The 19851-nt window shown below is 65.6% G+C and carries 20 protein-coding genes; 13 read left to right on the top strand and 7 right to left on the bottom strand.

The window, feature by feature from the left end; all coding sequences use genetic code 11:
* Positions 1-11 precede the first annotated feature (11 nt).
* The 4 genes from sucD (at position 12) to AAHK20_RS19910 (ending at position 4528) form a co-directional block, all read left to right on the top strand.
* The gene (sucD, locus tag AAHK20_RS19925; protein WP_136894786.1) at positions 12-893 is read left to right on the top strand and encodes a succinate--CoA ligase subunit alpha; all 882 of its coding nucleotides are present in this window, start codon (positions 12-14) and stop codon (positions 891-893) included.
* Positions 894-1151: 258 nt separating this feature from the next.
* Positions 1152-1877, top strand: a complete 726-nt coding sequence (locus AAHK20_RS19920) for a TerC family protein (protein ID WP_449183236.1) — start codon at positions 1152-1154, stop codon at positions 1875-1877.
* 109 nt (positions 1878-1986) lie between these two features.
* Positions 1987-2598, top strand: coding sequence for a pilin (locus AAHK20_RS19915; protein ID WP_449183235.1), 612 nt, complete (start codon positions 1987-1989; stop codon positions 2596-2598).
* A 142-nt stretch (positions 2599-2740) separates the two neighbouring features.
* A complete protein-coding gene (locus AAHK20_RS19910) occupies positions 2741-4528 on the top strand; it encodes a PglL family O-oligosaccharyltransferase (RefSeq protein WP_449183234.1) in 1788 nt (595 codons plus the stop codon).
* Between the two features lie 3 nt (positions 4529-4531).
* Here the strand turns inward: AAHK20_RS19910 and moaC are convergent, their stop codons facing one another.
* From moaC to AAHK20_RS19875, 7 genes are all read right to left on the bottom strand, one after another.
* Complete coding sequence (moaC, locus tag AAHK20_RS19905; RefSeq protein ID WP_449183233.1) at positions 4532-5008, bottom strand: cyclic pyranopterin monophosphate synthase MoaC; 477 nt, start codon at positions 5006-5008, stop codon at positions 4532-4534.
* A 226-nt stretch (positions 5009-5234) separates the two neighbouring features.
* Positions 5235-5813: a DUF2946 family protein gene (locus AAHK20_RS19900; protein ID WP_449183232.1), complete on the bottom strand. Its 579-nt coding sequence runs from the start codon at positions 5811-5813 to the stop codon at positions 5235-5237.
* Entirely contained in the window at positions 5806-6867 is a 1062-nt protein-coding gene (locus tag AAHK20_RS19895) for a YheT family hydrolase (protein WP_449183231.1), read from the bottom strand. Before AAHK20_RS19895 ends, AAHK20_RS19900 begins: the two co-directional genes overlap by 8 nt.
* 48 nt (positions 6868-6915) lie before the next feature.
* Positions 6916-7368: a nuclear transport factor 2 family protein gene (locus AAHK20_RS19890; RefSeq protein ID WP_449183230.1), complete on the bottom strand. Its 453-nt coding sequence runs from the start codon at positions 7366-7368 to the stop codon at positions 6916-6918.
* An 82-nt stretch (positions 7369-7450) separates the two neighbouring features.
* Complete coding sequence (waaF, locus tag AAHK20_RS19885; protein WP_449183229.1) at positions 7451-8485, bottom strand: lipopolysaccharide heptosyltransferase II; 1035 nt, start codon at positions 8483-8485, stop codon at positions 7451-7453.
* Between the two features lie 127 nt (positions 8486-8612).
* Positions 8613-8807, bottom strand: coding sequence for a zinc-finger domain-containing protein (locus tag AAHK20_RS19880; RefSeq protein WP_449183228.1), 195 nt, complete (start codon positions 8805-8807; stop codon positions 8613-8615).
* Between the two features lie 61 nt (positions 8808-8868).
* The gene (locus AAHK20_RS19875; RefSeq protein ID WP_449183227.1) at positions 8869-9789 is read right to left on the bottom strand and encodes a branched-chain amino acid transaminase; all 921 of its coding nucleotides are present in this window, start codon (positions 9787-9789) and stop codon (positions 8869-8871) included.
* 223 nt (positions 9790-10012) lie between these two features.
* Between AAHK20_RS19875 and AAHK20_RS19870 the strand changes: the two genes are divergently transcribed.
* From AAHK20_RS19870 to AAHK20_RS19830, 9 genes are all read left to right on the top strand, one after another.
* The gene (locus tag AAHK20_RS19870; protein WP_449183404.1) at positions 10013-10786 is read left to right on the top strand and encodes an AzlC family ABC transporter permease; all 774 of its coding nucleotides are present in this window, start codon (positions 10013-10015) and stop codon (positions 10784-10786) included.
* Complete coding sequence (locus AAHK20_RS19865; protein ID WP_449183226.1) at positions 10783-11109, top strand: AzlD domain-containing protein; 327 nt, start codon at positions 10783-10785, stop codon at positions 11107-11109. The genes AAHK20_RS19870 and AAHK20_RS19865 overlap by 4 nt, the downstream gene beginning before the upstream one ends.
* A 333-nt stretch (positions 11110-11442) precedes the next feature.
* On the top strand, positions 11443-12636 hold the full coding sequence (locus AAHK20_RS19860) for a phosphoglycerate kinase (protein WP_449183225.1): 1194 nt from the start codon (positions 11443-11445) through the stop codon (positions 12634-12636).
* A gap of 467 nt (positions 12637-13103) precedes the next feature.
* Positions 13104-14540: a pyruvate kinase gene (gene pyk / locus AAHK20_RS19855; RefSeq protein WP_449183224.1), complete on the top strand. Its 1437-nt coding sequence runs from the start codon at positions 13104-13106 to the stop codon at positions 14538-14540.
* Between the two features lie 218 nt (positions 14541-14758).
* Positions 14759-15823: a class II fructose-bisphosphate aldolase gene (gene fba / locus AAHK20_RS19850; RefSeq protein WP_449183223.1), complete on the top strand. Its 1065-nt coding sequence runs from the start codon at positions 14759-14761 to the stop codon at positions 15821-15823.
* Between the two features lie 192 nt (positions 15824-16015).
* Positions 16016-16906, top strand: coding sequence for a phosphoribosylaminoimidazolesuccinocarboxamide synthase (locus AAHK20_RS19845; protein ID WP_449183222.1), 891 nt, complete (start codon positions 16016-16018; stop codon positions 16904-16906).
* A gap of 17 nt (positions 16907-16923) precedes the next feature.
* Complete coding sequence (gene purE / locus AAHK20_RS19840; RefSeq protein WP_449183221.1) at positions 16924-17445, top strand: 5-(carboxyamino)imidazole ribonucleotide mutase; 522 nt, start codon at positions 16924-16926, stop codon at positions 17443-17445.
* Positions 17446-17521: 76 nt separating this feature from the next.
* Positions 17522-18742, top strand: a complete 1221-nt coding sequence (locus AAHK20_RS19835; RefSeq protein WP_449183220.1) for a 5-(carboxyamino)imidazole ribonucleotide synthase — start codon at positions 17522-17524, stop codon at positions 18740-18742.
* 16 nt (positions 18743-18758) lie between these two features.
* Positions 18759-19799, top strand: a complete 1041-nt coding sequence (locus tag AAHK20_RS19830) for an L-threonylcarbamoyladenylate synthase (RefSeq protein WP_449183219.1) — start codon at positions 18759-18761, stop codon at positions 19797-19799.
* Positions 19800-19851: the final 52 nt, after the last annotated feature.

Here is a 19851-nt window from a genome sequence, read left to right as displayed (position 1 = left end):
AGGTCAAATACATGTCGATTCTGATCAACAAAGACACCAAGGTCATCACGCAGGGCATCACCGGCAAGACCGGCCAGTTCCACACGCGCGCTTGCCGTGAATACGCGAACGGCCGCGAAGCGTACGTCGCGGGCGTGAACCCGAAGAAGGCCGGCGAAGATTTCGAAGGCATTCCGATCTACGCGAGCGTCAAGGAAGCGAAGGCTGAGACGGGCGCAACCGTGTCGGTCATCTACGTGCCGCCGGCAGGCGCGGCTGCGGCGATCTGGGAAGCGGTGGAAGCCGATCTCGATCTCGCGATCTGCATCACCGAAGGCATTCCGGTTCGCGACATGATCGAAGTGCGCGACCGCATGCGCCGCGAAAACCGCAAGACGCTGCTGCTCGGACCGAACTGCCCGGGCACGATCACGCCGGACGAGCTGAAGATCGGCATCATGCCGGGTCACATCCACCGCAAGGGCCGCATCGGCGTCGTGTCGCGTTCGGGCACGCTGACGTATGAAGCCGTGGCTCAGCTGACGGCGCTCGGCCTCGGCCAATCGTCGGCGGTCGGTATCGGCGGCGATCCGATCAACGGTCTCAAGCACATCGACGTGATGAAGATGTTCAACGACGATCCGGATACGGACGCCGTCATCATGATCGGCGAGATCGGCGGCCCGGACGAAGCGAACGCGGCGTACTGGATCAAGGACAACATGAAGAAGCCGGTGGTCGGCTTCATCGCAGGCGTGACGGCGCCTCCGGGCAAGCGCATGGGCCACGCCGGCGCGCTGATCTCGGGCGGTGCCGATACGGCCGACGCGAAGCTCGAAATCATGGACGGCTGCGGCATCAAGGTGACGCGCAACCCGTCGGAAATGGGCCGCCTGCTGAAGTCGATTCTGTAATCGACGACGCGACTCAAGCCTCAAACAGAAAACGCCGGTTCGCCGGCGTTTTTTGTTATTCTTGCGAAACCCTTTCGTAAGATGGCGGATCTGAAGCGAGGGAGCAAAGATTGCTTCCTCGCTTTTTTATGTCGGCCGGAGTTAGCGCTTCAGCGTGTCGACCAGAGTTAGCGCTTTAGCGCTTACTTTGGTCCCATGCAGAGCATGACTCCGGTCCCATGCAAAGCTGCCGGTTCGTCGCCTTTTCCCTCTTTTTCCATGCTCGAATTCTTCACGTCGCTCCACTGGGGCGCGGTCCTCCAGATCGTCATCATCGACATCCTCCTCGGCGGCGACAACGCAGTCGTGATCGCACTTGCGTGCCGCAATCTGCCGCAAGAGCAGCGCGTGCGCGGCGTTCTGTGGGGCACGGCGGGCGCCATCGTCTTGCGGGTCGCGCTGATTTCGTTTGCCGTGGTGCTGCTGGACGTGCCGCTCCTGAAGTTCGCGGGCGGTTTGCTGCTCTTGTGGATCGGCGTGCGTCTGATGGCGCCGGCACACGATGTCCATGAAAACATCAAGCCTGCCGACAAGCTGCTGTCCGCGATCAAGACGATCGTCATCGCCGACGCGGTGATGAGCCTCGACAACGTCATCGCCATCGCCGGCGCGGCCGAAACCGCTGATCCGCAGCACCGGATCGCGCTCGTGATCTTCGGCCTCATCCTCAGCATTCCGCTGATCGTGTGGGGCAGCACGCTGGTGCTGAAGCTGCTCGATCGCTTCCCGATCATCGTCACGCTCGGCGCGGCGCTGCTCGGCTGGATCGCGGGCGGCCTCATCATCAACGATCCGGCAGGCGACCGCTGGCCGTTGCTCGATACGCCCGCCGCCGAATACGGCGCGCACATTGCGGGAGCGGTGTTCGTGGTCATCGTCGGGTATTGCCTCAAGCGACGGGCCGTGCGGCGCGCTGACGCGAGCGCCTCCTCCGGCTCGCACTGATTGCCCGCACGTTAGCCGACCGGCCGAGTGCCGGGCATTCCCCCCGCTGGCTACGATGAGGACGCCTGCCCAGTTTCCGGGCAGGCGTTTTCATTCAGGGAGCCAGCCGATGTCCGTTTTTTCTCTTCTCCGTATCTCGAGCCGCAGCGGCGGCTCGCCCTTTTCTCTTGCCGGGCTATGGGGCGCCCGCATCGCGCGTACGTGCCGCAAGGCCGGCTTCACGCTGATCGAGTTGATGATCGTGCTCGCGATCGTCGGGGTCATTGCCGCGTATGCGATCCCCGCTTATCAGGACTATCTGGCGCGCAGCCGGGTGGGCGAGGGCTTGTCGCTGGCGTCGTCGGCGCGGCTTGCCGTCGCTGAGAACGCGGCCAGCGGCAATGGGCTCGCTGGAGGCTACTCGGCGCCGCCGGCCACGCGCAACGTCGAGTCGGTGCGTATCGACGACGACACTGGTCAAATCACCGTGAGCTATTCAACGCGCGTTGCGCCCGAGGGCTCCAATACGCTCGTGCTGGTGCCATCGCTGCCCGACAATGCGGATACGCCGACGGCGCGCATCGCGCTTTCGAAGGGCGCGGCGCTCGCCGGTTCGGTGACGTGGGAGTGCTTCGCGGGCGGCAAGAGCGCGTCGTCGCTGCCGGCTCCGGGAGCGGGACCGCTGCCGTCCGACGCCCCGACGCTGCCCGCGAATCTGGCGCCGCCCGAGTGCCGCGCGTGATCGCACAGGGGTAGGGCGGTCGCTTGCCGGATGGCGTCGCCGCAACACGCGGCTCGCGAATTCGCCGATATTCCCGTCGTCCGGCGCACAGTGAAAGAATTTTTTTGTATAGTGCGCCGGTTGCTGACGCCACCGGTTCCTCATGCCCTCCCCATTTGCACGTTATTTGTCGCTGGTTTTGTTGGCTTTCGCGTTGATTCTTCCCTACGCGGTCACCAACCATACCTATCCGATCCCGACTTTCTACGCGGAATTCACGGCGCTCGCGCTGTATTTGCTGGTCGGCGCCGGCGTCTTGTTTCTCGTGACGAGCGCGCGGCCGCGCATTCCGTACGCTTCGCCCGTCGTCGCGCTCGTGCCGCTTGCGTTCGGCCTGGTGCTCGTAGCGCAGACATTCTTGCTGCCGGTCGCCCAGCCGTCGATGAACTGGCTTGGCGCCGGTTTCCTGCTCGCCGCCTTCATGACTGTGCACGCGGGCTATGGGTTCGCTCGCGCGAGCATGTCCGAGGACGCGTTGCGCTGGGCGGCGGGCGCGCTGATCGCCGGCGCGCTTTTCGCGGTGCTGTGTCAGCTGGTCCAGCTCTTTCATGCGGAGGTGCGTTTCTCGCCGTTCGTCGTTGCGTACAACATCACCGTCGAGCGCCGGCCGTTCGGCAACATGGCGCAGGCGAATCACCTCGCCACCGTGATCGCGTTCGGCATGGCAGGTGCGATGTTCCTCGCGCAAACGCGCCGGCTCAACCTGGTTCTGTGGGCGCTGGTGTCGGCGATCTGCGCGCTCGGGCAGGCGCTTACCGTGTCGCGCGGGCCCTGGCTGCAGACGGGCGTGATCGTCGTCGCGGGCTTCTGGATGGCGGCCGCCGAATCGCGCAGGCATGGCGGCGCGCGGCGTAATACGCGCGAATGGCTGATTCCGTTCGCGCTCGTCGCGATCTTCCTCGTCGTGAACGTGGCGGTGCGCTGGGCCAACGTGCACTACAACCTTGATCTGGCCGTATCGGCAGCGGACCGCTTCAAGGACCAAGGCCAGATCGCGCCGCGCATCGCGCTTTGGAAATACGGCTTGACGATGTTCAAGTCGCATCCGCTTCTCGGTGTCGGCTGGGGGGAGTTTCCGCGCTTTCAGTTCGCGCTCGCGAACGCGCTTGGCGGCGTCGAAATCGCGAACAACTCGCACGACATCTTCATCGACCTGCTCGCGAAGTCCGGGCTGATCGGCCTCGGTATTCTCCTGATCGGCCTTCTGGCTTGGCTCGTACGCGTGGTGAGCGCACCGCAGTGCGCGCCGCGCGTGTTCGGTGTTGCGCTCATCGGCGTGCTGCTGATGCACGCGCTCGTCGAATATCCGCAGCAGTACATGTTCTTCCTGCTGCCGGCGATGTTCATCTTCGGGCTTCTCGAAACCAAACCGCTGCGATTCGTGCCGAGCGGGTTGTCGCTTGGCATCCAGGTGGTGCTCGTCGTCGGCGGTCTGGCTGCGCTGTATCCGATCTACCGCGACTACCAGCGTTCGGAGGTGCTGTATTACGGCTCACATCCCGCGGAGGAATATCGCGCCGATCCGTCGTTCCTGTTTAACGCCTGGGGCGAGTACGGGATGGCGACGCTGCTGCCGATCGACCGCAAGGATCTGCCGATGAAGCTCGACATGCATAAGCAGGCGATTGCGCTATTGCCGGGCGAGACCGTGTTGCGCCGCTACGCGGTGCTTCAGGCGCTCGACGGGCAGCAGAGCGCGGCGTTCGATACGGTGGCGCGCCTGAAGATCTTCGCGGAGGAACTGCACGACTGGCCGTCGCAACTCGCTTCGCTCTACGCGCTGTGCGACCAGCAGCAGGCGGTGCTGGCCGGTTTCAAGGCAGAACTGGTGAAGAAGTACGGCTTGCCGCCCAAGGACGTCACGCCGGACGATGACGATAGCGACGATTGACCGTTACGGCGCGACCCAATCTCCCGACTTGCCGCCGTGCTTTTCGAGCACCTTCACTTCAGTGATCGTCATCCCGCGATCGACGGCTTTGCACATGTCGTAGACCGTCAGCAAGCCGACCTGCACAGCCGTCAGCGCTTCCATTTCGACGCCGGTGCGGCCAAGTGTCTCGACCTGCGCGGTGCAGACGACGCCCGGCAGCGTGTCGTCGAGTGCGAAATCCACGGTGACGCGCGTCAACGCGAGCGGATGGCACAGCGGAATCAGGTCGGCGGTGCGCTTCGCTCCTTGGATCGCCGCAATACGCGCAATGCCGAGCACGTCGCCCTTCTTGGCGTTGCCGCCGCGGATCAGCTCGAGCGTCTCAGGCAGCATGCGGATCGAACCGCGCGCGAGCGCGATGCGCTTAGTTTCTTGCTTACCGCCGACGTCGACCATGTGGGCCTGGCCGGCTGAGTCGAAATGGGTGAGTTCTGGCATGTCGGGCTCCTTTGTCGGCGAGATGTCGATTCGGACTTGGCGCCTTGGCGCTGAGTCCGGCCTCATGGAAAGCTGTTAGCGCTTAAGGGGGCCTGTTTCGGTCCCATGTGTCGCTAGAGGGCGCCCATCATAGCAGCGGCGGTGTCCGCGGCAGGTCGCGCCAGTTGCCGGAGTTCGGATTGGTGCGTGCGCGTGTGTGCGTCTTGCACATGCGGTGAGCGCGCTGTTACTGCGACGCCGCCGGACTTGCAACAAACCCGAAACGCGCCGCCACCTCCGCGCGCAGCACCGTCTGCAGCGCCAAATCGACACCCACACGCCAGTGGAACTGACCGCCGAGCCCATCGGCGGACAGCGTCGACGAGTCCGCGAACAAATCGAGGTCATGGTCGTGCAGCGCTGCGACGCGCGCCGGCTCAGCCGCATTGGCGAACAGGATGCCGCCTTCATCGTCGGCAAACACAGCTGCGGGCTCGAACACGCCCCCAGTCTGATCGGTCAGCGTCAGTGCACCGCCGCCAGCGGCATCGCGCGCCAGCCGCACGATCCACGGCGTATAGGCCAATTCGACGTACACGCGCTGCGGCCCGTTCTGAAAGAACCACTGGCCGCGCTCGTCGGACTCGTAGTTGCGGCAGATGAAGCCGATCAGCGCCGCATGACGGATTGGCGTGCCGCTCGCGCCGGACGCCTGCGCCGCTTCATCGCGCATGCGCCAGTCTCCGCGCCGGTCGAGCAGTAGCCATCCGGTGCAATGCGGCACGTTCGGCCATTTGGCGAGCGCCTGTTTGACGATTTCATCCATCGATAGCGAAGGGCGTGAGGTAGGAGAACACGCGGCGCGACAGCCAGTCGATACGGCCCGGGAACGGCCCCGTCATGAAGCCGACGTGGCCGCCCGCGTCGGGCTGGTCGAGCTCGATCGCAGCCGAGACGTCCGCGCGCGTCGGCAGCGCCGTGCACGGCAGGAACGGGTCGTTGCGTGCGTTGAGGACGAGCGTCGGCACGGCGACGTGCGGCAGAAGCGGGCGCGTGGTCGCGCGCGTCCAGTAGTCGTCGGTATTGCGAAAGCCGTGCAGCGGTGCGGTGACGACGTTGTCGTACTCGTACATCGTGCGGCTCGCGAGCATCGCGTCGCGATCGAAAAGGCCCGGGTATTGGTCGAGCTTCATGAGCGCCTTGTGCTTGAGCGTCTTCAGGAAGCTCCTCGTGTAGACCTTCGAGAAGCCTTGCGCGAGCGCGTGCCCGCCCGCGTGGACGTCGAGCGGCGCCGAGATGGCCGCCGCCGCCGCGATGAACGACGCGTCTTCGCGCCGCTCGCCGAGCCAGCGCAACAGCACGTTGCCGCCGAGCGACACGCCCGCGACGACGATCGGTCCCGGATGCACGCCGCGCAAGCGGCGCAGGACCCAGTCGACTTCGTTGCTATCGGCGAGGTGGTAGAAGCGCGGCATCAGGTTGAGCGGCCCGCTGCAGCTGCGGAAGTGGGGAACGACGCCGTGCCAGCCGCGCGCATAGGCGGCCGACATCAGCGTGCGCGCGTAATGCGAGTCCGAATTGCCTTCGAGGCCGTGGAACAGCACGAAGAGCGGCGCGGTCGAGGCGGGTGTGGCGGTTGCGCCCCGTGCGCGGTAATCGAGCCAGTCGAGTTCGATGAAGTCGCCGTCGGGCGTGTCCCAGCGCTCGCGCCGGTAGTCGACGGAAGGGCGGCGCCCGAACAGCGCGGGAACGATGGTCTGTGCGTGGCTCGTCGGGAGCCAGAGCGGCGGGTTGTACAGCATGTCGACGAGCGCGCTGCCGCCCTTTGCGGACCTTTCGGCCGCCGGCATCGACGCCGAGTTCTTATGCGCCGTACTCATGCCATCCCCCCACAAACCCAATCTCTACCCATCAAGCGCTCTGCGCGCTCAGTGCAGCGGCCCCTGTCCGTGCCGCAACTTCGCGGCAAAGTGCGTGGCCGTTTCTTCCGGCATCGGGCTCGCGTGAATGTGCGCGATGCGCCATTCGCCGCGCTCGTGAACCATCACGTACGTCGAGAACACCATGCGCGGCGTGTCGAGCGGATCGGCCGGCTGGTGCGCTTCGGCGATCGCGTAGACGACGGTGCCGAGGCTGTCGTAGACGCGAATGTCGAGCGGCTCGATCGATGCCGGCAACGCTCCCGCTTCCAACTGCGCCGCAAGCCCCGCGCGAATGTGCTCGAGACCGTGCCAGTGCGAGCCGTCCGCGCAGATGTAGCTCGCGAAGTCCTCGTCGATCCACAGGCTCATCATGCTGTCGATGCTGCCATCCGTGACGGCCTGGTAGAACGCGTTGAGGGAATCGGCTGCGGCTTCAAAGAGGCGGGCAAAACGTGGCATGGCTCGTTAGTCTCTTGCGCGCGGCGGCGCGCCGTTTCGGTCAGGGATATTGAACGCACAAACGATTCGCGGCTTCCGTGCGTCAGCGCTCGCCGAGCAGCATCCCGCGCAGGTCGCCGAACACCTGTTCCGCGCTCAATTCACGCAGGCAGTTCAGATGGCCCAGCGGGCATTCGCGCTGAAAACAGGGACTGCATTCGAGATGCAGCCATTGTACCTTTGCGAGCTCCGACAATGGCGGCGTGTGGCGCGGATCCGTCGAGCCGTAGACGGCCACGAGCGGGCGCCGCAGGGCGGCCGCGACGTGCATCAGGCCTGAATCGTTGGTGACGACGGCGCTTGCGCGCGAGATCAGCGCGCAGGCTTCGCTAAGCGACGTTTGTCCGCACAGGTTGCGCACGTTCGGCGCGCGCTCGGAGATCTGCTGGGCAATCGGGCTGTCCTTGCCGGAACCGAGCGCGACGATCTGCGTGTACGGGAACGACTGTCCGACGATCTGCGCGAGCGCCGCGAAATGCTCGGGCGGCCAGCGCTTGGCGGCGCCGTATTCCGCGCCGGGACAGAACACGACGAGCGGCACGCGCGTGTCGAGGTTGAAGCGCGCCGACACGCGCGACGCTTCATTGAGATCAGACTCGAGCCGCGGCATCGGCAGGCTTTCCTGCAGCTTCGGCACGTTGGCGCCGGGCGCGTAGGCGAGGGCGGCGTAATGGCCGCTCATCGGCGGCCGCTCGTCCTTGCGCGGATTCGCGTGGCGCACGTTCAAGAGGCCGAAGCGGTTTTCTCCGGTGTAGCCGATGCGCAGCGCGATTCCCGCCAGCCACGGAATCAGCGCCGATTTGAGCGAATTCGGCAGCACGTAGGCGGCGTCGTAGCCGACGTCGCGCAAGTCGCTTGCAAGTTGCCAGCGGCGCAGCAATTGCAGCTTGCCGTGGGCGAGATCGGTCGCGTAAACGTCGCGGATTTCCGGCATCCGTTCGAGCACGGGCGCGACCCACCCGGGCGCGACCGCATCGATCGCGATGCGCGGATGGAGTTTCTTCAGGAGCGCAAACAGCGGTTGCGCCATCAATGCGTCACCAATCCAATTTGGGGCGATAACCAACGCGCGACGCATCAGTAGGGATTCCGATGTCGTGAGAAAACGCGGCGCGCGGGTGCGCGTCGCGTTTGGGTTGTGTAGGAGAACGGGTGACAGCGCCGGCGCGAGCGGCCGGCGGGCACCGGGCGCAGTCCGCGCGGGCTCAATGACCCCGGATGACCTCGCCGTCGCGCAGCTTGTAGCGCGTGCTGCAGTACGGGCAGCGAGCTTCGCCGTGCGTCACGTCGATGAACACGCGCGGATGCGTCATCTTGCGATCCATCTTCGGATTCGGGCAGTACGCGGGCAGATCCTTCGCGGTCAGTTCGACCAGCGGCATTTCCTTGATTTCGCTCATGAGGACAATTTCTCGTTGTATGCGTGTGTGCGCCGCTCGTCTCTCGCGGGCGGCGCCGGAATTAGATTTTAGTCAGCCAGTGCGCGTATTTCGGGTTCTTGCCAGCGACCACGTCGAAGAACGCCGATTGCAGCTTCTCGGTGATCGGGCCGCGCGCGCCGCTGCCGATCGTGCGGTTGTCGAGCTCGCGGATCGGCGTGACTTCGGCGGCGGTGCCGGTGAAGAACGCTTCGTCGGCCGTATAGACTTCGTCGCGCGTGATGCGCTTTTCGATCACTTCGATTCCGGCGTCTTTCGCGAGCGTGATGACGGTGTCGCGCGTGATGCCGTCGAGGCACGACGACAGATCGGGCGTGTACAGCTTGCCGTTGTTCACGAGGAAGAAGTTCTCGCCCGAGCCTTCCGAAACGTAGCCGTCCACGTCGAGCAGGAGCGCTTCATCGTAGCCGTCGGCGGTGGCTTCCTGGTTCGCGAGAATCGAATTCACGTACCAGCCGGACGCCTTCGCGCGCACCATCGACACATTCACGTGGTGGCGCGTGAACGACGAGGTCTTGACGCGGATGCCCTTGGCGAGCCCGTCTTCGCCGAGATAGGCGCCCCACGGCCAAGCAGCGATGGCGACGTGGATCGTGTTGCCCTTGGCGGACACGCCGAGCTTTTCCGAGCCGACCCAGATGATCGGACGCAGGTAGCACGATTCGAGCTTGTTTTCGCGCACCACTTCGCGCTGCGCGCCTTCGATCGTTTCGCGATCGAACGGCACGTCCATCTGGAAAATCTTGGCGGAATTGAAGAGGCGCTTCGTGTGTTCTTTCAGACGGAAGATCGCGGTGCCGCTATCGGTCTGATAAGCCCGCACGCCTTCGAAAACGCCCATGCCGTAGTGCAGGGTATGGGTCAGGACGTGGATCTTGGCATCGCGCCAGTCGATCAGCTTGCCGTCCATCCAGATCTTGCCGTCGCGATCGGCCATTGACATACGTTTCTCCTAACGGGGTGGGGCGTTTCAGGCGATAAGGGGCACATTTTAGCGTCTTTTGCATCTGGGCCGGGCGTTTGCGCGCCGCCTCATCTTATAATTTGCCGCTCGCCCAAACCGGCGGACTCGAGCGGCAACGAGGCCCGAGACAAGCGCAGACTACCCGGTCTGGTCCCGATTTCGCCCACACGCTCTTCCGGTGTTCCGCCGCCACCGCCACGCCATGCTCGCCCGCCTGTCCGACACCGACCGCGCCGCCTTCAAGCAGGGCGTCCGCACGATTTCGCCGACCCTGACAGCGATGTTCTCGTGGGGGCTCGTCACCGGCATCGCGATGAGCAAATCGGTGCTGACCGTGCCGCAGGCGCTCGCGATGTCGCTCCTGGTCTACGCCGGGTCGTCGCAGCTCGCCGTGCTGCCGCTCCTTGCCGCCAAGCTGCCGGTCTGGACCGTGCTGCTCACCGCGGCCATGGTGAACACGCGCTTCGTGATCTTCAGCGCCGGGCTCGCGCCGCACTTCTCCTACTTGTCGTTGCCGCGCCGGCTGGTGCTCGGGTACTTCAACGGCGACCTGGTCTACCTGCTGTTCCAGAAAAAGAACTTCGCCATCGGCCACGTGCCGGGCAAGCAAGCCTACTTCTGGGGGATGTCGTTGACGAGCTGGGTCACGTGGCAGGTCTCGTCGATCATCGGCATCCTGCTCGCGAGCCTCTTTCCCGACAGCTGGGGCTTGGACCTCGCCGGCACGCTCGCGCTGATCCCGATCATGATCTCGGCGATCGTGAGCCGCTCGACGCTGGTCGCAGTCGTCGTGGCCGGGATCGTCGCGCTGCTTGCCAATGCGCTGCCCTATCGGCTTGCGCTGCCGCTTGCCGTGCTTGCCGCGCTCGCCGCTGGCAGCGTGGCCGATCTGATGGCCGAGCGCGCCGATTTGAAGCGCGTCCGGGCCGCGGGCAAGGGCGGCAGCCCTCACAACCAAGCGGAAGACGCGCAATGACGACGACGCAAATCTGGCTCGCCATCTTCGGGATGCTCGTCGTCACTGCGGTGACTCGCGCGCTGTTCCTGATCGGCGGGGAGCGCACGGTGCTGCCAGAGCGCGTGCAGCGCGGACTGCGCTACGCGCCGGCGGCCGCTCTGATCGCCGTAGTCCTTCCGGACGTGCTGGTGACGTCCGGTGGGGCGGTGTCGTTTGGTCTCGCGAACCATGCGTTTTACGGCTCGCTGGCCGGTCTTGCATGGTTTTTGTGGCGCCGCAGCATGATCGGGACGATCGTCGTCGGCATGCTGGTTTTTACCGCGATGCGGTTTCTGGTCTAGCGGACCGGCGTTCGCGCGGCGTGCGGATGAGGCGCTTGCTGCTGCGTCGCAGCATATCGCGCTGCCGCCAAATACGAGACATTCGCTCCCGGACGGGTCAGTCCGACATGGGGATCGGCTAAAATGCTCGTTTTCTGTTGCGGTGCGCTCGTGGTGCCGCGGCGCGGCTCACGCTGCGACGCGCACGGCGGGCCAAGCCTTTCGGGCCGCTTCCGGATCGCTTCGAGGCCGCTTTGGGCCCTTCGCAGTCCGGAACGGAGGCCGGCCCTGGAGACAAGCCGGCGGCGCACCGCGCAAGACTCGCCTTCCAATCAACCCGCAAAATCGATTCTTATGAGCCAAGTACTGCGTCTCTCCGATTTGATCTCAGAAGGCAAGCTATCCGGCAAACGCGTGTTCATTCGCGCCGACCTCAACGTGCCGCAGGACGACGACGGCAACATCACCGAAGACACCCGCATCCGCGCCTCGGTGCCGGCCATCAAGGCCGCGCTCGACGCCGGCGCCGCCGTGATGGTCACCTCGCACCTTGGACGCCCGACCGAGGGCGAATTCAAGCCGGAAGATTCGCTCGCGCCGGTCGCGAAGCGCCTGGCCGAGCTGCTCGGCCGCGACGTGCCGCTCGTCGCGAATTGGGTCGAGAACGGCGTGAACGTCGCGCCCGGCTCGGTCGTGCTGCTCGAAAACTGCCGCGTGAACAAGGGCGAGAAGAAGAATTCCGACGAGCTCGCGCAGAAAATGGCGAAGCTCTGCGACGTCTACGTCAACGATGCGTTCGGCACCGCGCACCGCGCCGAGGCCACCACGCACGGCATCGCGAAGTACGCGCCCATCGCCTGCGCCGGCCCGCTGCTCGCGGCCGAGCTCGACGCGCTCGGCAAGGCGCTCGGCAACCCGAAGCGCCCGCTCGTGGCGATCGTCGCGGGCTCGAAGGTGTCGACCAAGCTCACGATCCTCAAGTCGCTGGCCGAGAAGGTCGATCAGCTGATCGTCGGCGGCGGCATCGCGAACACGTTCATGCTCGCGGCCGGCCTCAAGATCGGCAAGTCGCTGGCGGAAACGGATCTGGTCGACGAAGCGAAGGCGATCATCGATGCGGCCCGCGCGCGCGGCGCGTCGGTGCCGATCCCGAGCGACGTCGTCACCGCGAAGGAATTCGCGCCGACGGCCGCGGCCGTGACCAAGCCCGTGAGCCAGATCGAAGACGACGACATGATCCTCGACATCGGGCCGGAGACGGCCAAAGCGCTTGCCACCCAGCTCGGCAGCGCGGGCACAATCGTCTGGAACGGCCCGGTCGGCGTGTTCGAGTTCGACCAGTTCGGCAACGGCACCAAGACGCTCGCCGAGGCGATCGCGAAGTCGCCCGCGTTCTCGATCGCCGGCGGCGGCGATACGCTCGCGGCCATCGCGAAGTACGGCATCCACGACAAGGTCAGCTATATCTCCACGGGCGGCGGCGCGTTCCTCGAGTTCCTCGAGGGCAAGAAGCTGCCCGCGGTCGAAGTGCTCGAAGCGCGGGCCTGATCGTGTCGGCGCGCGCTCCCTCGGGTAAGCCGGCAAAGCTTGTCAAGCCGGCTAAGGCGAAGTCCGGCGCGCGTGTCGCGCCGGGCGCAGAAGTTACTGCAAACGCCACCGCAAACGCATCGGCCACGGCGTCAGCCCGCCCGGCCGATGTGACGGAAAACACCACCACAGCTTCGACGACTGACCACCCCACCGCGCGCCCCCGCGGTCAGTCGGCCGAGCAAGCAGTCGATTCAGCCACCTCGGCAGCCGCGCAAGCGGCGGCCGTTGCAGTGTCCCAACCGGCGGCGCAGCCCGGTGCGAAAGCACCGGCTGAGCCTGCTGGCGCAGCAGCTCCCATTCTGACCGACCATGAGACGCCGGCCCAAACCGGCGCAATCCAGCCGGCTGCACCGTTAGCGGCGCAGCCATCGCACCCGACTCGCAGCGTTGTTAATCCCAGCGATTCCACTCAGACGAGGAGACTCATGCATCGCGCCACCAAGATTGTCGCCACCATCGGCCCGGCATCCAGCACGCCGGAAATTCTGCTGCAGATGATTCAAGCCGGGGCCGACGTGGTGCGGCTCAATTTCTCGCACGGCACGGCCGACGATCACCGCCAGCGCGCCGAATTCGTGCGCGAGGCGGCGCGCATCGCGGGCCGCGAGGTCGGCATCATGGCCGACCTGCAAGGTCCGAAGATCCGTGTCGGCAAGTTCGAAAACGGCAAGACCACGCTCGTTCCGGGCCACCCGTTCATCCTCGACGCCGGCTGCGAGCTCGGCAACGACGATCGCGTCGGCCTCGACTACAAGGATCTGCCGCGCGACCTGAAGGCCGGCGACGTCCTGCTCCTGAACGACGGCCTCATCGTGCTGACGGTCGAGCGCGTGATCGGCGAAGAGATCCACACGGTCGTGAAGGTCGGCGGCGAGCTGTCGAACAACAAGGGCATCAACCGCCAGGGCGGCGGCCTGACCGCGCCGGCCCTGACCGCGAAGGACATGGAGGACATCAAGACGGCGATGTCGATCGGTGTCGAGTTCATCGCGGTGTCGTTCCCTAAGAACGCGACCGACATGGAAATGGCGCGCCAGCTTTCGAACATCGCGGGCATGCCGTACGGCATCAAGCCGAAGATGATCGCGAAGATCGAGCGCGCCGAGGCGATTCCGGTGCTGCAGGGCATTCTCGACGCGTCGGACGGCATCATGGTCGCGCGCGGTGATTTGGCCGTCGAAGTCGGCAACGCGGCGGTGCCCGCGCTGCAAAAGCGCATGATCCGCATGGCGCGCGATTCGAACAAGTTCGTGATCACCGCGACCCAGATGATGGAATCGATGATCCACGCGCCGGTGCCGACGCGCGCCGAAGTGTCGGACGTCGCCAACGCGGTGCTCGACGGCACCGACGCGGTCATGCTGTCGGCCGAATCGGCGGCGGGCAAATACCCGGTGCAGACGATCGAGACGATGGCCGCGATCTGCGTCGAGGCCGAGAAGTCGGAGCATGTGGAGCTCGATAAGGATTTCCTCGACCGCACGTTCACCCGCATCGACCAATCGATCGCGATGGGCGCGCTCTTCACCGCGTACCACCTCGGTGCGAAGGCGATCGTCGCGCTCACGGAGTCGGGCTCGACCGCGCTGTGGATGTCGCGTCACTGGACCCACGTGCCGATCTTCGCGCTCACGCCGCGCATCAACAGCCAGCGGGCGATGGCGCTCTACCGCAACGTGACGCCGCTGCCCGTCGAGTCGAACAACGACCGCGACGCGGCGCTGCAGCGCGCGCTCGAAGTGGTCGTGTCGAAGGGCCACGCGTCGCGCGGCGACATGGTCGTGCTGACTGTCGGCGAGCCGATGGGGCAGGCCGGCGGCACCAACACGCTGAAGATCGTGCGCGTCGGCGAGGCGTTCTGAGCGTGTGTCGGATGCCGCGATATTTCGCGGCATTTTTTGCGCTTTATTTGCCGCATTTGCCGTGATAGGAACGAAGTTTGCGGCGCCGGTCACGAGCCGGCGTTCGCAAACGCACCGGAGCGCGACGCGCTTCGCGATAAAATTGCGCCTAACCGCACCGGCGCCGCACCTCGGCTGCCGCCAAGCAAAAAGATTCGTTCAATCCAAGGAGTACAAGCATGCCTCTCGTATCAATGCGTCAACTGCTGGATCACGCAGCCGAAAACGGCTACGGGTTGCCCGCGTTCAACGTGAACAACCTGGAGCAAGTGCAGGCGATCATGGCCGCCGCCGACCAGGTCGGCGCGCCCGTCATCATGCAGGCGTCGGCCGGCGCGCGGAAATACGCGGGCGAGCCGTTCCTGCGTCACCTGATCGAAGCGGCGATCGAGTCGTATCCGCACATCCCGGTCGTGATGCACCAGGACCACGGCCAGTCGCCGGCGGTGTGCATGGCGGCGATCCGCAGCGGTTTTACCAGCGTGATGATGGACGGTTCGCTGGAAGCCGACGGCAAGACGGTTGCGTCGTACGAGTACAACGTCGACGTATCGCGCAAAGTCATCGAAATGGCGCACGCGATCGGCGTGACGGTCGAGGCTGAGCTGGGCGTGCTCGGCTCGCTCGAAACGATGAAGGGCGACAAGGAAGACGGCCACGGCGCGGAAGGGACGATGACGCGCGAGCAACTGCTGACCGACGTCGAGCAGGCTGCCGACTTCGTTCGCAAGACCCAGTGCGACGCGTTGGCGATTGCGATCGGCACCTCGCACGGCGCGTACAAGTTCACGAAGAAACCCACGGGCGACATCCTCGCGATCGACCGCATCAAGGAAATCCACGCGCGCATCCCGAATACGCACTTGGTGATGCACGGTTCGTCGTCGGTGCCGCAGGAGCTGCTCGCGGAAATCCGCGAGTTCGGCGGCGACATGAAGGAAACCTACGGCGTTCCCGTCGAGGAAATTCAGGAAGGGATCAAGCACGGCGTGCGCAAGGTCAACATCGACACCGACCTGCGCCTTGCGATCACCGGTGCGATCCGCCGCTACATGGTGGAAAATCCCGGCAAGTTCGATCCGCGCGACTACCTGAAGCCGGCGCGCGAAGCCGCGAAGAAGATCTGTGTCGACCGTTATCTGGCGTTTGGCTGCGAAGGCCAGGCGGGCAAGATCAAGCCGCTGCCGCTCGACAAGATCGCCGAGAAGTACAAGTCGGGCGAACTCGCACAAGTCGTGCGCTAAGCCTGGCGGACTGCTCGCGCCGCTTTCGGCTTAGGCCGGACGGCCGAGTTGTCGACCGATCGCCGTTCCCGCATCATTTGGGGAACGGCGTTTGGCTTTTGTTTAAGACAAGTTTTTTAACGTTGTTTTGCCCGATTTTGGTTCGGATTTAGCTCGTTTTTCACCCCAACTCACCACACACGGCCCACGACGATGTCTACCCTCTACGAATCCACGCTCCGCTCGCTGCCTCTGCTTGGCCGCGGCAAGGTCCGCGACAACTACGCCGTGGGCAACGATCGCCTCCTGATCGTCACGACCGACCGCCTGTCCGCGTTCGACGTCATCATGGGCGAGCCGATTCCGCGCAAGGGTCAGGTGCTGAACCACATGGCGAACTTCTGGTTCGACAAGCTCAAGCACATCGTCCCGAACCACATGACGGGCGTCGCACCCGAGACGGTTGTCGCGGCGGACGAAGTCGAGCAGGTGAAGGGCCGCGCGGTGGTCGTGAAGCGTCTCGAGCCGATCCTTGTCGAAGCCGTAGTGCGCGGCTATCTGGCCGGCAGCGGCTGGAAGGACTACCAGGCGACGGGCGCCGTGTGCGGCGTGCAACTGCCGCCGGGCCTGCAAAACGCGCAGAAGCTGCCCGAGCCGATTTTCACGCCGGCCGCGAAGGCGGAGATGGGTCATCACGACGAAAACATCACCTACGATGAGATGGAGCGCCGCATCGGCACCGAGCTGTCGGCCACGATCCGCGACATCTCGATCAAGCTGTACAAGGAAGCCGCCGAATATGCGGCAACGCGCGGCATCATCATCGCCGACACGAAGTTTGAATTCGGCCTCGACAATCACGGCGCGCTGTATCTGATGGACGAAGCCCTGACCGCCGATTCGTCGCGCTTCTGGCCGGCGGATCAGTACCAGGTCGGCACGAATCCGCCGTCGTTCGACAAGCAGTTCGTCCGCGACTGGCTCGAAACGCAAGACTGGAAGAAAGAGCCGCCTGCGCCGAAGCTGCCGGACGACGTGATCGCGAAGACGAGCGAGAAGTACCAGGAAGCGCTCGAACGCCTCACCGGGCAGAAGCTCGCTTGATAAAGGAAAGCCCAACGATGACCGAAGCCGTCCAGACCGCCCACACGCATAGCGCGCCGCTCATCGGCGTCCTGATGGGGTCCAGTTCCGATTGGGACGTGATGAAGCACGCGGTCGCGATCTTGCAGGAGTTCGGCGTGCCGTACGAAGCGAAGGTCGTGTCCGCGCACCGCATGCCCGATGAGATGTTCGACTACGCCGAGCGCGCGCGCGAGCGCGGACTGCGCGCGATCATCGCGGGCGCGGGCGGCGCGGCGCATCTGCCCGGCATGCTGGCCGCCAAGACCACCGTGCCGGTGCTCGGTGTGCCGGTCGCGAGCAAGTATCTGAAGGGCGTCGATTCGCTGCATTCGATCGTGCAGATGCCCAAGGGCGTGCCGGTCGCCACGTTCGCGATCGGCGAAGCGGGCGCGGCGAATGCGGCGCTGTTCGCGATCGCGCTGTTGAGCACGACCTCGGCGGACTACGCGAACCGGCTCGCTGCATTCCGCGTGCGGCAGAACGAGGCCGCCCACGCGATGGTGCTGCCCGAGCTTTGAGGCTTTTCGGCCTGCATGCAGGAATCCGTTTGACCCCGGCCCGATGCGCATGCGTCGGGCGCGACCGACCACTGAGATGAATTCAGACAACACCCCCGTTTCTCCAATTCTGCCCGGCGCTTGGCTCGGCATGGTGGGAGGCGGCCAGCTCGGCCGCATGTTCTGCTTCGCTGCCCAGGCGATGGGCTATCGCGTCGCAGTCCTCGACCCCGACGAAACCAGCCCGGCCGGCGCGGTGGCGGACAAGCACCTGCGCGCCGCCTACACCGACGAGGCGGCGCTCACCGAACTCGCGCGCTTGTGCGCGGCGGTCTCGACCGAGTTCGAGAACGTGCCTGCGGCCAGCCTCGATTTCCTCGCGCGCACGACGTTCGTGAGCCCGGCGGGGCGCTGCGTCGCGATCGCGCAGGACCGGATCGCGGAGAAGCGGTTTATCGCCGGCTCGGGCGTGCCGGTGGCGCCGCATGTGGCGATCGAGTCGTCCGATGCGCTCGCGGCGATCGGCGACGCGGAACTCGAAGCCGTGCTGCCCGGCATTCTGAAAACCGCGCGGCTCGGCTACGACGGCAAGGGTCAGGTGAGCGTGCGTAATGCCGAGGAAGTGCGCGAGGCGCATGCGTCGCTCGGCGGCGTGCCGTGCGTGCTCGAAAAGCGCTTGCCGCTGAAGTTCGAGGTGTCGGCGCTGATTGCGCGCGGCGCGAATGGCGCGTCGGCGGTGTTCCCGCTTGCGCAGAACGCGCATCGCAACGGCGTGCTGGCGCACACGATGGTTCCTGCGCCGGATGCTAGCGCGGCGCTTGTCGAGCAGGCGCAGCAGGCGGCCTTGCGGATCGCGGACGCGCTCGGCTACGTGGGCGTGCTGTGCGTCGAATTCTTCGTGCTGGAAGACGGCTCGCTCGTCGCGAACGAGATGGCGCCGCGTCCGCACAACTCCGGGCACTACACCGTCGACGCGTGCGCGTCGAGCCAGTTCGAGCAGCAAGTGCGCGCGATGACCGCGATGCCGCTCGGCGACACGCGCCAGCATTCGCCGGCCGTCATGCTCAACATCCTCGGCGATGTCTGGTTCCACGAAGCGCCGAAGAGTGCGCCGGGAGCGGCGTCGAAGGTCGTTCCCGTGACGCCGCCCTGGCATGAAGTCGCCGCGATGCCGGCTGCACGCCTTCATTTGTACGGCAAGGAGGACGCGCGTCCCGGCCGCAAGATGGGGCATGTGAACTTCACCGCCGCGACGCTCGACGAAGCCCGCACGGCCGCTCGCGACTGCGCGCGGCTGCTGCATATTCCGCTTGGCTGACGCCGGCCGCCGATCGATGCCCATTCGTTCGAATTTCCCTTCGGCCCCCGCCGTGACGGACGAGCAGATCGCGCATGCCGCCGAACTGCTCGATGCCGGTCAGCTCGTCGCCTTTCCGACCGAGACGGTCTACGGTCTCGGCGGTGACGCCGAGAGCCCGGAGGCCGTCGCGCGCATTTATGCGGCGAAAGGGCGCCCGGCGAATCATCCGGTGATCGTCCACCTCGCGCCGCATGGCGACCCGAACTACTGGGTCGAGCATTTACCCGCCGAGGCGCAAAAACTGATCGACGCGTTTTGGCCCGGACCGCTCACGCTGATCCTGAAGCGCGCCGCGCATATTCCCGCGGCGGTCAGTGGAGGACAGGATTCGGTGGGGCTGCGCTGCCCGTCTCATCCGGTCGCGCAGGCACTGCTCGATGCGTTCGGCGCGCGGCGCGGCGGGCATGGCGGTGTCGCGGCGCCGTCCGCGAACCGCTTCGGTCACGTGAGCCCGACCTCGGCTCAGCACGTGCGCGATGAATTCGGCGACGCGATTCACGTGCTCGACGGCGGCTCGTCGGATGTCGGAATCGAGTCGACGATTCTCGACTTGTCGCGCGGCTTTCCGGCGCTGCTGCGCCCGGGTCACGTGACGCCGCAGGATCTCGCCGACGTGCTGGGCGTCGCTCCGCGCTTGCCAGACGGCAGCGACGCCACCGCGCCGCGCGCCTCGGGCACGTTGAAGGCCCACTATGCCCCGCGCACGCCGCTCGCGTTGCTGCCGTTCGAAGCGTTGGAGCCGATCTTGAGCGCCGCGCGCGATGCCGGCGAGCGCGTGGCGCTCGTTGCACGCAAGTCGCGTGCGGGCCGCTGGGCAGGCGCGGAAGGTGTGCATTTCGTTGCGGCGCCCGAAGATCCGCTTGCGTACGCACGTGAGCTTTACGGCTTGCTGCGAGCGCTCGATCGCGCGGATGTTGCGCGCATTCTGATCGAAAAGCTGCCCGACACGATCGAGTGGATCGCGGTCAACGACCGGCTCGGCCGTGCGGCGGCGGCGTTCGAAGCGCAGGGCTGAGCGCACCGCCACGCGCCTTTCCAATCGATCGGATCGACAGCGCCTCAAAAGC

The organism is Trinickia camelliae (assembly GCF_053525655.1).
This window is presented reverse-complemented; position numbering and strand designations above follow the sequence as displayed.